14 protein-coding genes are annotated in these 13,537 nt (G+C 33.5%); 3 read left to right on the top strand and 11 right to left on the bottom strand.

The window, feature by feature from the left end; genetic code table 11:
- The 4 genes from ASG22_RS12500 to ASG22_RS12485 are packed head-to-tail and all read right to left on the bottom strand — an operon-like array spanning position 1 to position 3,693.
- Positions 1–420 carry a DUF3010 family protein gene (locus ASG22_RS12500; protein ID WP_055984940.1) on the bottom strand — a complete coding sequence of 140 codons (420 nt, stop codon included), beginning with the start codon at positions 418–420 and terminating at the stop codon, positions 1–3.
- Positions 421–446: 26 nt separating this feature from the next.
- Positions 447–1,586 (bottom strand): restriction endonuclease subunit S, encoded by a 1,140-nt coding sequence (locus ASG22_RS12495; RefSeq protein ID WP_055984937.1) that lies wholly within the window; start codon positions 1,584–1,586, stop codon positions 447–449.
- Positions 1,587–3,116, bottom strand: coding sequence for a type I restriction-modification system subunit M (locus ASG22_RS12490; protein WP_055984933.1), 1,530 nt, complete (start codon positions 3,114–3,116; stop codon positions 1,587–1,589).
- A gap of 1 nt (position 3,117) precedes the next feature.
- Entirely contained in the window at positions 3,118–3,693 is a 576-nt protein-coding gene (locus tag ASG22_RS12485; protein ID WP_055984929.1) for a restriction endonuclease subunit S, read from the bottom strand.
- Between the two features lie 1,212 nt (positions 3,694–4,905).
- Here ASG22_RS12485 and ASG22_RS12475 point away from each other — a divergent pair.
- The 3 genes from ASG22_RS12475 to ASG22_RS21570 all read left to right on the top strand — a co-directional run bounded on the left by ASG22_RS12475 (position 4,906) and on the right by ASG22_RS21570 (position 6,760).
- On the top strand, positions 4,906–5,721 hold the full coding sequence (locus ASG22_RS12475) for an RNA polymerase sigma factor (protein ID WP_055984922.1): 816 nt from the start codon (positions 4,906–4,908) through the stop codon (positions 5,719–5,721).
- Between the two features lies 1 nt (position 5,722).
- Positions 5,723–6,490: a hypothetical protein gene (locus ASG22_RS12470; protein ID WP_317038857.1), complete on the top strand. Its 768-nt coding sequence runs from the start codon at positions 5,723–5,725 to the stop codon at positions 6,488–6,490.
- A 75-nt stretch (positions 6,491–6,565) separates the two neighbouring features.
- Complete coding sequence (locus tag ASG22_RS21570) at positions 6,566–6,760, top strand: hypothetical protein (protein ID WP_317038856.1); 195 nt, start codon at positions 6,566–6,568, stop codon at positions 6,758–6,760.
- A 407-nt stretch (positions 6,761–7,167) separates the two neighbouring features.
- Here the strand turns inward: ASG22_RS21570 and ASG22_RS12465 are convergent, their stop codons facing one another.
- The 7 genes from ASG22_RS12465 to ASG22_RS12435 all read right to left on the bottom strand — a co-directional run bounded on the left by ASG22_RS12465 (position 7,168) and on the right by ASG22_RS12435 (position 13,526).
- Positions 7,168–8,271 carry a Fic family protein gene (locus ASG22_RS12465; protein ID WP_055984919.1) on the bottom strand — a complete coding sequence of 368 codons (1,104 nt, stop codon included), beginning with the start codon at positions 8,269–8,271 and terminating at the stop codon, positions 7,168–7,170.
- A gap of 157 nt (positions 8,272–8,428) precedes the next feature.
- A complete protein-coding gene (locus tag ASG22_RS12460; RefSeq protein ID WP_055984916.1) occupies positions 8,429–9,061 on the bottom strand; it encodes a hypothetical protein in 633 nt (210 codons plus the stop codon).
- Between the two features lie 23 nt (positions 9,062–9,084).
- On the bottom strand, positions 9,085–10,233 hold the full coding sequence (locus ASG22_RS12455) for a relaxase/mobilization nuclease domain-containing protein (protein ID WP_082505007.1): 1,149 nt from the start codon (positions 10,231–10,233) through the stop codon (positions 9,085–9,087).
- Complete coding sequence (locus ASG22_RS12450) at positions 10,226–10,675, bottom strand: plasmid mobilization protein (RefSeq protein WP_055984913.1); 450 nt, start codon at positions 10,673–10,675, stop codon at positions 10,226–10,228. Before ASG22_RS12450 ends, ASG22_RS12455 begins: the two co-directional genes overlap by 8 nt.
- Positions 10,676–10,821: 146 nt before the next feature.
- On the bottom strand, positions 10,822–11,700 hold the full coding sequence (locus ASG22_RS12445; protein ID WP_055984910.1) for a toprim domain-containing protein: 879 nt from the start codon (positions 11,698–11,700) through the stop codon (positions 10,822–10,824).
- 222 nt (positions 11,701–11,922) lie between these two features.
- The gene (locus ASG22_RS12440; protein ID WP_117590796.1) at positions 11,923–13,152 is read right to left on the bottom strand and encodes a primase-helicase family protein; all 1,230 of its coding nucleotides are present in this window, start codon (positions 13,150–13,152) and stop codon (positions 11,923–11,925) included.
- Positions 13,152–13,526 carry a helix-turn-helix domain-containing protein gene (locus tag ASG22_RS12435; protein WP_055984905.1) on the bottom strand — a complete coding sequence of 125 codons (375 nt, stop codon included), beginning with the start codon at positions 13,524–13,526 and terminating at the stop codon, positions 13,152–13,154. The genes ASG22_RS12440 and ASG22_RS12435 overlap by 1 nt, the downstream gene beginning before the upstream one ends.
- Between the last annotated feature and the right edge of the window lie 11 nt (positions 13,527–13,537).

The raw sequence follows: 13,537 nt of genomic DNA, 5'->3' as shown, positions 1-13,537 counted from the left end.
TTATTCTTTAATCATTAAATAATATGCTAAATCAAATGCCTCTTTTTGATATATTTTTTCAGCAGATAAACTTTTGTCATTTTTTTTAAAAAATGCATCGGTAGTCTTTTTCCAAATGATTTCAATATTAATTTTATCATAAAGCTGCATTAATCCTTCCAATTTAAAAGATGTTGGAGAGGGAGCACGCATACCTTTGCCATTTGGGTTTCTAGCTACTATGCCAATTCTATCGGCTTTTACAGAATCAAAAAAAGAGTTAACCTGATCCCTAAACTGCTTTACCTGAATTTGTTCGAAAGGATCATCCAATTTGAATTTTGCACTTTCTTTTGTTTCGCAAATGTTATCTTGCGCATCTTTTGAAAGCACTACCATAACGACTTCATTTGATTTGATTTGAATTCCAATTGTTTTCATGTTTAGTTTTTAAAATTTTATTATTTCTAAATTGTTCGGACTTTCCCAGTCAGCAACTGCTGCATCAATCCTTTTTTCTGATCTTGTAGGTTATCAAGCTTTTGCGTGTATTTCTTTAACTCTTCATTGGCCGTATTCAGAATTTCAGCAATTTTATTTTGCTCTTCTAATGTAGGAACTTCTATTATTAATTTCAGTAAGTCTTTTTTGCTAAGAACCCTATTCCGACCTGCTCCTCCTGGAGAAATATTATCTAACATATATTTAAAAAAGGGTTGCAGAATATAGTGCCGAAAATATTCTGTTGAAATAATCTCGTTATTGATAACATAAGTTGGAAAACGGTGTGAAACCAAACCTCCTTCGTCTTTTTTACTAATAATTGCAACTGCGTGCTCCCAAGCAAAAGTTATGTTTACAATGAAATCATTTTCCTTCACTTCATACAATTTTTCCATTGCAATAACTTTGGGATCTGAATCTGGTTTATGAAAAATTCCTTTTCCATGACTTCTTATTCCTAAAGAGAGATAGTTTGTGGCTGGTTTATATATTTCTCTTGGAGTATGTATCAGGAATTTACTCAAAGAAAGTTGCTTAACTTTTCCAGTTGAAAGTTTTCCGTGTAACAATGAAAACGCCAGTGCCTTATTTCTTTTTTCTAATTTTTTAATAATACTGGTGGTTTCTTGTATGGCTTTATCCCAAGTAGAAAGAACTTCAGCAATTTTTTTTTGTTCATCTAATTTAGGTAGTCCTATTTCAATGTTTAAAATGTTATTTTGTGATAAGCTTGGTAATCCAGTCGCTTCATTATATTTCATCCAATTTATAGATTGAAATAAATTAAAAACATAATCTACATCTACATCAAAAAATTCTTTAATGTAAAAAAGGGTATCTACTGTCCAGAATTTACCATTAAGAAGAACTGGTTTATCAATACTCCCTTTTCTTCCAATACCAACTGTTTTTCCATCAAATAAGTAGTCATTTACATATGTCATAATGCCACCTGTTCCATAAACCGGAATTTCACCAACTTGTAAATGTTTATAGTCTCTTCCATTCCCAAGCTTAATAATATTTCTTAATTTCGTTACTTTCCAATCCTCGGGAATTTTTCCAATGGTTGTTTCTTTGTATTTTGATATGGTTTCAATCATTTAGATCAAATTTAAAGATTTCAAATACGAATCCATCTTCAATTCCGTTTCAGCTAATTCAGCTTTAAGAACTGTAATTTCTTCGTGCAAGATTTTAATGTCCAGTTCAGCTTCTTCTTCAAAAGTATCAATGTATCGGGGGATGTTCAGATTGTATTCATTGGTTTGTATATCTTTAATGGTAGCGCGATAAGAAAATTTCTCAGTTAAAATCTCACCAATTTCTGTTTGTACTGACGGCAACGATCTGAATTTTTTAAATTCATTAACAAGTGTTTCAATGTGTACTTTGCCCATACGGTTTTGATTCTTCCCGGAATCATAGAGAGCACTTGCGTCGATAAATAAAACATCTTTATTGTCGCCTTTCGCTCTGTTAAACAAAAGTATTGCTGCGGGAATTCCTGTACCATAAAAAAGATTGGCAGGCAACCCGATTACAGCTTCTAATAAATTTTCATCAATGAGTTGCTGACGAATCTTACCCTCACTACTTCCTCGGAATAAAACACCGTGTGGAACAATAACACCTACTTTGCCTTTGTCTTCAAAGGTTGTCTCAATCATATGAGAAATAAAAGCGTAATCACCTTTTGATTTTGGAGGAACTCCTCGGTGATAACGGTTGAAAGTATCGGCCGCCGCTTCCTCAGCTCCCCATTTATCCAGAGAAAAAGGAGGATTAGCTACCACAACATCAAACTTCATCAAAGAGTCTGCTTCTTTCAATTGAGGATTGTTCAGGGTGTCTCCCCATTCAATAGTTGCATTATCTTCCTCGTGCAAAAACATATTCATACGTGCTAATGCCCAAGTACTGCCATTATTCTCTTGTCCGTAGAGAGCATAGTTTTTTGAATTTACTTCTTTTGCAACCTTTATCAATAAAGAGCCGGAGCCACAAGCAGGATCACAGATTCTATCGCCAGATTGTGGATCTACTAACTTAGCGAGTAAAGTACTTACTTCTGATGGTGTATAAAATTCTCCAGCTTTTTTGCCTGCTTCCCCTGCGAAATTTGAGATGAGATACTCGTAACTGTCACCGATTACATCATTATTTGCTAAATGAGAAGGCTGAAGATCCATTGCATTCAAATCTATCAACAAATTTTTAAGAATGGTATTTCTTTGTTTTGTGGGTCCAAAAGCCGTCTCCGAGTTAAAAGAAATGCTTCGAAATACCATTGCTAATTTAGAACGATTTTCGTCTTCTAACTTGGTTAAAGCGATATCTATAAGTTCTCCGACATTGCTTTCGTTTCTTTTATCATACAAATAATCGAAGCTACTTTCTTCAGGTAAGACAAAACGCTCTCTTTTCAGTTGGCGTTTCACCATTTCCTCATTGTCCGGATATTTGTCACGCAGGACATTTGCCTTTTCTTTCCAAACGTCTGAAAGGTATTTTACGAAAAGTAAGGTTAAAATATAATCTTTATAAGAGCCGCTTCCCATTACAGGGCGTAATGAATCGCAGGCATTCCAAACTATTCTGTTGATTTCTGTTTGTGTAATTTTATCTGACATATTATTTCTTTTCTGTTAATTGATTAATTGTTTGGTTAAATAACTTCTGTTTCTTTTCTTTAAGCGAAGCAAGGACAGCTTGTTGTTGCAAATGCAATTTGTACATATTGACGACGTCTTCTTGTTCCTCAATGGTTAATAATGGGATTTCAAAATCTAAAAGTTCTTTTTTTCTTATAGAAGGAATAGAACTTCCAGCACTTGCTCCTAAAAAATAGGATATGCTTTTAGGTTGATTTAAAATACAAACTATATATTCAGGAAGTACCATTTCTTCATTCACTTTTATGACATAAAAAACAGAGGAAGCAATAGCTTTTCCTGTGCTTTCTTGAAATAGATAAGCGAAAAACTTCAATCCCTTACCTACAAAGAGAATATCATTCTGTTTTAGTAAACTTGAATTTTTAATTTCAGAAGAGGAGACAAAGTTTTCGACATTGTTTAAAAACACTCCATCATCAGTAAAATTCTTAACTTGTAAAAACTTAACATCTTTATCTTGACCAGACTTAATGTGCTGTCCAAAATTTAGCTGACAAAGAAGATCAAGTTTGATATAAGGAATTAATTTCATTGTAGATTTTTTCAAATTTCATATTGCAAAGATGGACAAAATAAATGACAATTACAAACTTTTTATTTTGTAGTTTTTTTCAAAAAAAAATATCAAATTACTTTTTTTATCTAATTATCTGATATTTAGTTAATTAAAAAATTATATTTTCAAATCTATTTTAATTAATTTTGGAAGATAAACTAAAGTCCCCATTATCAAAAGTTCGTATTCTTGTTGTGGGAAAGGTATCTATCGGCACCGATATGTAATGAAATTAGTTCCACGCTTTATAAATTATATAATATAGAAAAGAGAGTTGTCAGTATTTTTGAAAATAATATCCTTTACTACTTTATTCCAACAATGAATTCAATAATTTCAGATTCAATTCTGAAATTTAAAATCGAAAATTGAAGGTAAAATTTCTATTTCATAAACCTTCCTCATTTTTACAAAATAAAAAATACCAACTCTCGTCGGTATTTTATTCATTTATGAGTTCAAAAAATTTTTATAGGGTAATTTTCTTACTTTAATATAAAATCAAATAGTTCCTGTGGATGCACATCTAAACCTTTGGCTAATTCTTGAATAGTGGAAATTCAAAGATATACTTCCCCTTTTTCTTTTAGAGTCCAACCAACTCAAAGAATTTAGATAACTTTATATTCTTAGCCTCACAAATTCTCATTATAGTAATTAAACTAATTTGATAAGTGCCATCTTCTCTAATTCTTCTAACAGTCTTTTCGTCAAGATTATTTTCGGTTGCAAACTGACTATTATTATTAAGGGGAATAATCCACGTATCCCTTATAAATTCAACAATCTTTCTATTTGTAACTTTCATAGAAACAAATAAAAGTGATATTCTATAAAATAATTCGGACTCAAATCCGAATTGTTAATATTTTTCATATATTTGTAATACAAGTTACAAGAGTGTAACTTTGCGATAGTTCAAAAAATATAAAAGCTATTGCTTAGATTCTCGACTAGAAAACTGGCACTTTTCAAAAAGCGACGAGTTGATAAGTAAATGTGCCCACGACTTCGGCGTGGGCTCACTTATCGTTGCTTGGTATGCCAGTACCACTAGTCGGTAAGTTGAGTTCCACGCTTTTTCTTTTATACTAAACTAAAAGAAATGAGGGTCAAGATATAAGTAGAATTCTTCTTAGTAGAAATAAGCAATTCCTTCCCGCAATAGTTTTGCGAAATACACTGCTTATGAAAAGAACAAACTCTTTGCCTCGAAAGTTGACAGATTTTCAGTTGTACGAACTGCTGAAAAAAGGCAATCCAACCGCTCTGGAACATATTCACCTGCGCCATAAAAGACTTCTTTTCTGGCTCGGATTGCAGGTGCTGAAGGATGATTTTGTAGTGGACACAATTGTTCAGGATACCTTCCTTAAATTGTGGCTACACCGTGACACCATTGAATCGCCTGATCATATTACCGGATTTTTACGTTTTGTTATGAAAAGGGATTGTATCGCGTATGTTTCTGCTCCTCGGAATAAATTCAGCCGCTTAATGGCTTCTCTTGACAGTTTTGAGAATTATCAAGATTATCTTGTAGGTTACGACCCCTTGAAAGATAAAGAGTATTTGCATAGCCAGGAATCCGATCAAAAAAAATTCGATGAAATCACAAAGGTTTTACCCGTACTGAATCCCAAAAGAAAACACCTGATAGAACTCTGCCTTGAATATGGCTTTCAGTACAAACCCATCGCAGAAGCAATGGGAAGCAGCGTGACAGGCATCAGCACTGAAATCAGCAAAGCCATAGATGATCTTCGGAAAATTCTTAAGGTAACTACTTTTGAACTGCCACAGGAAAAAGCTGTCGATAAAGAAGAGCAGTCAGAAAAACTCAGCTGTCAGCAACTCGAGATTATCAAAAGAAGATTTGAGCAGAAATCCTCTTTTGCGGTAATTGCAAAAGAACTCAAGCTGCCTGAAAAGGAAGTTCATCGCGAATTTCTGTACGCCTATCAGCATCTGCAAAATCAAAACAATTCTCAAATACCCATTTGATATGGAAAAGTCTACGATAACCCTGACCCGAAAAATTCAGCTGGTGATTGATGTTCTGTCTGAAGATAAAAGCCATATGTGGGAAAAGCTTTACAGGTATCAGAACCGCTGTTTCCGTGCGGCTAATCTTATTGTTTCCCATCTTTATGTGCAGGAAATGATCAAGGATTTCTTTTACCTCACCGAAGAAATCCAATATAAGTTAGCTGATGAAAAAAAAGATGAAATGGGAATTTTCGATCGTTCAAAAACGAATACTACGGCACGCCTTGTCTTTGACCGTTTCAAGGGAGAAATCCCGACGGACATTCTGGGATGCTTGAACAATACGATTCAGTCCACCTTTTCCAAAAACAAAGCCGACTATTGGCAGGGATCAAAATCCTTAATGAACTATAAAAAAGACATTCCCATTCCACTTCCGGTCAAATGCATTAGCAAAATGAAGTATTATACGGAAAAGAAAGCGTTCAGCTTCAATATGTTTGCAATCCCGGTCAGAACCTATTTAGGGAGAGATTTTTCTGATAAACATTCGGTTCTGGAACGCCTCTTAAGAGAAGAGATCAAGTTGTGCAACTCACAGGTACAACTGAAAGACGGTAAAATCTTTTGGCTGGCCGTCTTCGAATTTGAAAAGGAAGACCACGGTTTAAAACCCGAAATCATTGCCGAAGCTTCGCTGTCTCTTGAACATCCTATCGTGGTAAAAGCCAACAATGTTCGAATGAATATTGGTTCGAAAGAGGAATTTCTATACCGCAGGTAGGCGATTCAAGCCAGTAACAAAAGGATTCGAGCCGGAGTCGCTTACTCCCGTTCTGGAAATGGAACCAAACGGAAATTGAAGGCACTGCAAAAAACAGAAAATCTGGAAAACCGTTTTGTCAGTCATCATCTTCATCTCTACAGCAGGAAGCTCATTGATTTCTGCATCCAGCAACAGGCGGGCACACTGATTCTAAAAGATCAGGAAGACAAAATAGGCATTGCAAAAGAACAGGAATTTGTACTTCGCAACTGGAGCGAGCTACTATGAACTGCAAACCAAAATAAAATACAAAGCAGAAAAAGCCGGTATCGAATTGATCATCGGATAGCTAAAAAAATGAGGGTGCTTGTAAACCCGTAGGGTGAGGTCTTGAACACTCACTAAATACCGGAACTAATTACATTTTCTGGTGTATACAACGGCGTGGGTCTCTTTTTTCACCAAAACTTTAGCACTGAAATGTGGAACATCCAATGTCTGCTCTTTCAAAAACCAGTAAGTCTGCGAGTCTTATTCACCTTCTTGCGAGCTTGTAATTTTTTCCCATTTGCTGTAACAGTTGTTTGATCTTCGGAAGGTTTATCTGTAGTTTAATAATACGAATGATTGCTATTTCATACAAAAAAATTTATTTTGATTGAAATAACGAACATCCGAAAATAGCACTTGATTATTTACAAATTCAATTGATAAGAAATGGAACGGCCACCACCCGATTTTAGAAAAACTCCAATTTCGGAAAGATGTTGTAAATCTCTGGTTGCAGTGGCTTTAGAAATTTTGTTGATAGACATATACTTTTTCGCATTCATTCCACCAACAAAAGAATTTTCTCCCATTTCTGTCATTTTCTGAATAGCCTTCAATTCTCTTTCATTAAGTTGACTTTTAAATTGATCGAAAAACAAAGTTTTCTTCAAAGTAAAAAGTGCTTGATTTTTAGAATCGAGTAAAGCATCCTGCAATATTGAGCAAAAATAAAGCATCCAGCTGTTTACCTCAAGATTTCGCTGTGCCAGCTTTAATTCTTCGTAGTAACGGTTTTTATCCTTTTCAATAGATTTTGAAATGCTAATAAAAACAGGGGTTTCAAGTTTCTCGGACAAAGCTTTTTCCGCTAAAGCACGTCCGATTCTCCCATTTCCATCTTCAAAAGGATGCAGCGTCTCAAAATATAGATGCGCTAATGCCGAAAGCACGACACCTTCTCCGATTTTCCCAATGTCGTTCATTTCAAAGTCATTATACCATTTCAAAAACTTCGGTATCATCAGTGGCAAGTCCTCAGAAGGTGGCGCTTCATAATGGATGACGAAATCACCAAATTTACCAGAGACCACTTGCATAGGTTCTATTCCTGTTCGAAATTGTCCGGCATTTATTCTTTTTTCATTTTCCATCAAGATATGATGCCAGTCCAAAAGTATTTTTTCAGAAATTGGCTTGTGATAGCTGTTTTGGACTTCTATCATCAAATGTGCAATAGCATTTGCTTTTTTGTTCCGGTTGTTTTGATGGTAATCTTTGATACCTAAATTGGCTTTCAGTGAGGACATCACATCTTCTCGACTAAAATATTCGCCTTCAATTTCTGATGTTTTTAGTGCTTCAGAAAGCATAATTTCAGCAAATAAATCTTGTTTATTTTCTTCAGAAAAGCCCATCACAATTCCAGATATTTCGCCCAAATCGTGTGCAAACTGTTGAATCAGCGGAACGATTTCTGACTTATTAAATACGAATGTCGGGAAATCTTCTGATTGCCAAATATATTCCATGAGCTGATTAAATAATTTATTTGGCTCAAATATACTAAAATATATGAGCCGATTAATGTTTCTAATCGGCTCATAATTTTGTTTTTTGAAAGAATGAGCATTATTAAAACTATATTTCTTGAGATTTATTTGGATTCGTTATCCACGTTTTATTAATTTATTTTGATTTCATACTCGCTTCATATCCATCTCTAAACCTCAAAAAATCTTCCGCTTTTTTTGGATTGTTCTTAATCCAGGACTGTATTACTTTTGTATTTTCTTGTATCATCGTTATCTCATTTTCATTGTAAATTCTTTTTCCTTCACCAGCAATTTCATTTAAAATATCTTGGCGTAATTCACTTTTGGCTTTGATACTTTCTTTATACCATCTGGTTGCGAAAGCGATGGACGCACCAAATACTAAAACCGCAAAGACAAAAACTCCTATTCCGCTCCAAATAAATTTCTTCTTCCATTTTACATCCTTTCCAAAATTTTGTAAACCTTCGCTAGTTTCTTTAGCTAGCACTGCCTCTATCTGGGTAGGAATACTGGAAAGAAATTCAGCTCTTTTGATTCGCTCTAACTCATAAAATCCCAATGTCTCACTGTGAATTTCTTTTACGACTTCAAAGTCTAATTGCAGTTGGCCAATTGCTAATAAAAAATCTTCAATATTGGATTTCAATTCGGCATTAGACTCCCTATTCTCCAAATTTGAGGCAATGTTATTCTCATTTGATTTTATTACGTTTTCCAAAATTTCCATTCCGCTACTTTTGGATTCTTGATTTTCATTTTTCATATTAATTCTTTTAAAATTTTTGATTATCGTCTTAATTTTCGCTTCTTTTTCCAGAGTTCATCTTCGTCCTGTGAAACATAGGTTGGATTAAGGAAGTCACCCAATAATCCACCTGCAATTTCTATTAAGCTTTCATTTTTTCCTGATTTCAGATGATTACTTGTATCATTTATAACACTATTTTGATTCAATGATTTTACCGCATCACCAAGATCAGAATCTATTGCAGAAAGAGAGATCCCGACATTTTTCAGAAAAAAGAATCCGTTTTTCTCTTGACTACTCCCAATTTTTTTTATCCAAAAGTCTTGGATTTCATTTTTTTGACCGGCTATAAATTCTCCTTTATATTTAATCTTTACAGAGAATCCTTTTCCTTGCATATTTTCCCGAAATTCCTTTAGATTGTTAGCGACTTTTTGTGCTTCCCTGACCGCTTTTTTCATTTCAAAAACAGATTTTATTTCGGAAATTTTCAATTGATTTGAGATTTCAGACAGTTTATAACCTGGTTTATAAATTCTTTCCGTCTGATGATTTTTGTCCTTTTCCATCATAATGCGCATTCCCGAAATTCCATCTTTGACATTTGAAGATAATTGAACTTCAAAACCTTTTTTCTTCATTTCTGAGATGAGATTATCAAAATTATCTTCTGACCTAATGGCTTCGGTCAAGCTTTTAAGCATCTCCGCTTTTTTTTGAATTCCAATTTCGACATCGGTTAACAATCCTTTCTCCTTACAGACTTCTCGAACAGCTTCCCCGAATCTTCTCCCGATGTCGTGTGATTTTACCGTACATTTTCCCGAAATATCAATCCTGTTCACGATAAAATGAATATGTTTTTGTTTGGTGCTGTTGTGGATATCCAATCGAAATTGATTGTTTGTAGTCACTCCAATTTTTTCTAAAGCTTTTGTGGAAATTTCTGCAAATTCTTTATCCGTCAATTTTCGACCAATTTCATCTGGTTGAGAAATGTAGCCTGTTAAAGCCCATTTCTTCACTTTGGTATTTCTTTCAGCTACGGTTTTCATTTCGTGAAACTGACCTTCTGCTGTGTCACTCAATAGATAATTCGAATCCACCATCTCCGCTGTTCCCTTGTCGTTTCCATTGTATTCCAAGGCAATTTTTGATATTGCTCTTGTGGTTGCAGAATTATTCATTTTTCTGAGTTTTAGAATATAAATATTGATGAATCATTTCGATCAGATTTTCAATTCTTACTAAAATTTCTTTCTTATTTTCAAAAACATTCCATTCCCGATTTCGTAAAAGATTGGTTATTTTTTTGAAATGAGATCCATATTGAAGTAAGACTTCATCGGTTTGAAATTCATTAATCTTGAGTTCTTTTTCGAACAAAACATTCCGTATATAAGTGGATAGTTTTAGCGGATATTTTTCTTGTTTTTGAATTAGAATTTCATATTCAGAATTAGTCATTCTGATCGAAATAACCTTATTGAGCTTTTTATTTTCTTTGGTTTTTAATCCACCTTTTCTACCCAATTCTTGAAAATGTTTTTTTCTTTTTTCCTGAGCAATTTTGGATTCATTTTCTTTGGTGGCTTGCTTTATAAAGTCTTGTAAAAATTCATTTTTCATTTCATTAATTTTAGTGTGTTCAAAACATTTTTGACGATAGGAAGAAATCAAAAATCCCAATTTTGCAATCAGCGGATACGCTTATTGTAAACTTTGGGTACTTTTTGCACTAGCATACCACCATATTTTACCTGTATTTATTTTACTCACCTTCGCATTTGTCTAACATGTCTTTGAGGTGATGGATTTCTGTGAATCATCCAATCATTTAAGTCTTTAAAATCTGAATATAAAATCCTACAATCTTCTGCGTTTTTGTTTTCATTTTTAATCATTTCAACCGCACGATTTCCAGCTTCGTCATTGTCAAAATAAAGCTCAATATTTTCATAATTTTCGATTGAATTTTTAATCTTAGAAATCATCGAAACGGAATTCAAAATGATATAATCAGAAGGTTCTTTTTCTAAAAATTTCTCTACATTTTTAAAGGAAAGAAAATCAAAAAAGCCCTCAAAAATCCGGAGTGAATCAGAACCGTTTTTTATTGTTGAAATATCCTTTTTGCCTAAACAAATTTTTGAATATTTATTGCGGATTTCATAACTGCCAGAATCGTTCTTGAAACCGATTCCAAAATAATTTTTATCATTCATTTGGTAATGAACTTCTTTTAAAAATTGAGTTTTATTTTCAACATTTCTTTCTTTCAAGTATTCCAATAAAGCAGGATGCTGAATGTTTTTGATATCAAGTATCTCATAATTTTTATTGAGGTCTTGTAATTTATAATCAGGAATTCTTTGCTTTTGAAAAGAAGAAAAATTCTGATCCTCTGCCCAAATTAAAATTTCACTTGCAGTCTTGTTCAGGTATTTTTTCAAAAGATCTACGTTAGTTCCGCCGATCCCTTCTGAAAATAGATACCAATAATTTAAACTTTTATTCAATTTAAAAGAGGCTTGGGATTCGTTGGCAAAGGGGTTGAGATACCAAGCTTCTTTTTCATTTTGTTTCGTTGGAAGGTGTCCGAGAGAAAGGAGGACTTCTTCCAACGGGATTGTATTTAATTGTTTGCAATTCATAGCTTTAAATTTTCCGTGTTTTGAGTGAGATATTTTTTGTTGAATTGTTGAGCAAATCTTGTAACTTATTGATTAAATATAATTTATACACTCAACAAATGTTCAACAATTCAACAAACTAGAGGTTTTCCACTCAACAAACACTCAACAAAAAAGTTGGGTCTACAAGTTTGTTGAGGATTTTGTTGAATTTTAAGTGTTTGATTTTCTATGCTTTATCATTTAATTCAACATTTCAACATATTTATTAAGTATAAAATTCTTTTTTATGTTGAAATAGCGACCGACTGAATTGTTTTGGTAAAATATTCCTGCAAAATCAATATCGTACCTGATGTAGGTCAAACCATTGTTTTGCGGATTTAGTTTCCAAGTTTCTTTTAAAAGATTTCGAATATCATTTCTTGTCCAGTAAGTTGGGCGAAACATCCTATTCATCATATTCAGTAAGTCTTGCGGAACGACATTAATTTCTTCATCATTGTTGCTTTCAAAAAACTCGTACAGCAATTCAATGATCTTGGACTCTAGCTTATTGTTGTTTTTAAAAACTAATTTTTGAAGTGCTTTCGTTCTGATCTCATCGGCGGAAAACCACATTCTTGTTTTCTTCTCCGTTGAAAATGGTCTTTCAATTAAAAACCGAAGAAAGTAAGGGATTTCGGAAATGAGGTTATTCAAAAACTCAGTGTTTTCCGTTTTGATCAGATTGATTTTCAGAATCCAAAATCGAATTTCATTTTCATCGATTTGAATAAAATTCTCTTCGTTATTGGAACACAGAATAAACTTGGCGAAAAAATCGATTTCCTCTCTATCTTTACCTTTGGCTTCCAACTTATCTTTATTAGTTGTCGATAGATATTTCAATCTTTCTGTAATTTCTTTTTTATCAAAGAAAACTTCATCGATTGCCACCAACAACATCGCTGCCCAATCGCTATTGAATTGACTTCCAAATGAATCTCCTTTGATATAAGTCATATTCAATCCGAAAATCTCCCTCAGCCATTTGATAAATGTTGATTTTCCAGTAGCACGTTCTTTGGACACCAAACATAAAATCGGTAGAATTTGCGTTGGAAATTGTAAGAGAATTTTTAAATAATCCAAACCCATTTCCAGTTGTTCACCGAAAATGTGCGCTACAAAATTCAAAGAAAATGGAATTTTAGATTTCAAATTTTCCGTTTCCGATGAAGGATGAAATGGGATTTCACTGTAAATATTATAGAAACCTTGAACGATTTGTTGATAATTTAGATGTTCCGGAATACAACAGAAACCATCAAATTTTGGCACAGTTGAAACATACGTTTTTCCGTGATCGCTAATAATTGTTTCACGATTCCAGCGAACCAAAACAGAAGTTTTATCGCCCGAAATTAATGGTTTTTCTATTACTTTATAATAGGTGGTTCCAACTCGGATGTAGGGAATTTTTTGGCTCATCATTGTAGATTTTGGTTAGAATCTACATTTGCCTTTCTTGAATTTTTTCTGAAATTGGCTTCTGCTTCAGATTGGATTTCTTGTAGGGTTTTCTTCTTTCCTTTAGAAATCCAATCCAATAATTCGTCTTCAAAAAAGTACAGTTTCTTGCCATTTTTATAACAAGGAATTAATCTTTTCCGCACAAGTGTATACACAGTAGGTTTAGCCTTACCTATAATTTGGCAAGCTTCTTCAATATCAATCGGAATTCTTTTTACGGGAATTATCGGAGGTTCTTTTTTTTCTACTAGAAATTTAATTTCGGCTACTTCGTTAATAAGAAGCGCAACTGCTCTTGGTAGATTTTCAAATGAAATGTCATTGCTATCCATAACTATTGTTT

It is taken from the genome of Chryseobacterium sp. Leaf405 (genome assembly GCF_001425355.1).
Classification (GTDB): Bacteria; Bacteroidota; Bacteroidia; order Flavobacteriales; family Weeksellaceae; genus Chryseobacterium.
Note: the sequence above shows the minus strand (reverse complement) of the source record. Positions and strands in the feature narration are given on the sequence as shown.

Excerpts from the sequence above, each read along its gene's own strand:
- ASG22_RS12500 (WP_055984940.1), bottom strand. The coding sequence starts at position 420 with ATGAAAACAATTGGAATTCAAATCAAATCAAATGAAGTCGTTATGGTA.
- ASG22_RS12495 (WP_055984937.1), bottom strand. The coding sequence starts at position 1,586 with ATGATTGAAACCATATCAAAATACAAAGAAACAACCATTGGAAAAATT.
- ASG22_RS12490 (WP_055984933.1), bottom strand. The coding sequence starts at position 3,116 with ATGTCAGATAAAATTACACAAACAGAAATCAACAGAATAGTTTGGAAT.
- ASG22_RS12485 (WP_055984929.1), bottom strand. The coding sequence starts at position 3,693 with ATGAAATTAATTCCTTATATCAAACTTGATCTTCTTTGTCAGCTAAAT.
- ASG22_RS12475 (WP_055984922.1), top strand. The coding sequence starts at position 4,906 with ATGAAAAGAACAAACTCTTTGCCTCGAAAGTTGACAGATTTTCAGTTG.
- ASG22_RS12470 (WP_317038857.1), top strand. The coding sequence starts at position 5,723 with ATGGAAAAGTCTACGATAACCCTGACCCGAAAAATTCAGCTGGTGATT.
- ASG22_RS12465 (WP_055984919.1), bottom strand. The coding sequence starts at position 8,271 with ATGGAATATATTTGGCAATCAGAAGATTTCCCGACATTCGTATTTAAT.
- ASG22_RS12460 (WP_055984916.1), bottom strand. The coding sequence starts at position 9,061 with ATGAAAAATGAAAATCAAGAATCCAAAAGTAGCGGAATGGAAATTTTG.
- ASG22_RS12455 (WP_082505007.1), bottom strand. The coding sequence starts at position 10,233 with ATGAATAATTCTGCAACCACAAGAGCAATATCAAAAATTGCCTTGGAA.
- ASG22_RS12450 (WP_055984913.1), bottom strand. The coding sequence starts at position 10,675 with ATGAAAAATGAATTTTTACAAGACTTTATAAAGCAAGCCACCAAAGAA.
- ASG22_RS12445 (WP_055984910.1), bottom strand. The coding sequence starts at position 11,700 with ATGAATTGCAAACAATTAAATACAATCCCGTTGGAAGAAGTCCTCCTT.
- ASG22_RS12440 (WP_117590796.1), bottom strand. The coding sequence starts at position 13,152 with ATGAGCCAAAAAATTCCCTACATCCGAGTTGGAACCACCTATTATAAA.
- ASG22_RS12435 (WP_055984905.1), bottom strand. The coding sequence starts at position 13,526 with ATGGATAGCAATGACATTTCATTTGAAAATCTACCAAGAGCAGTTGCG.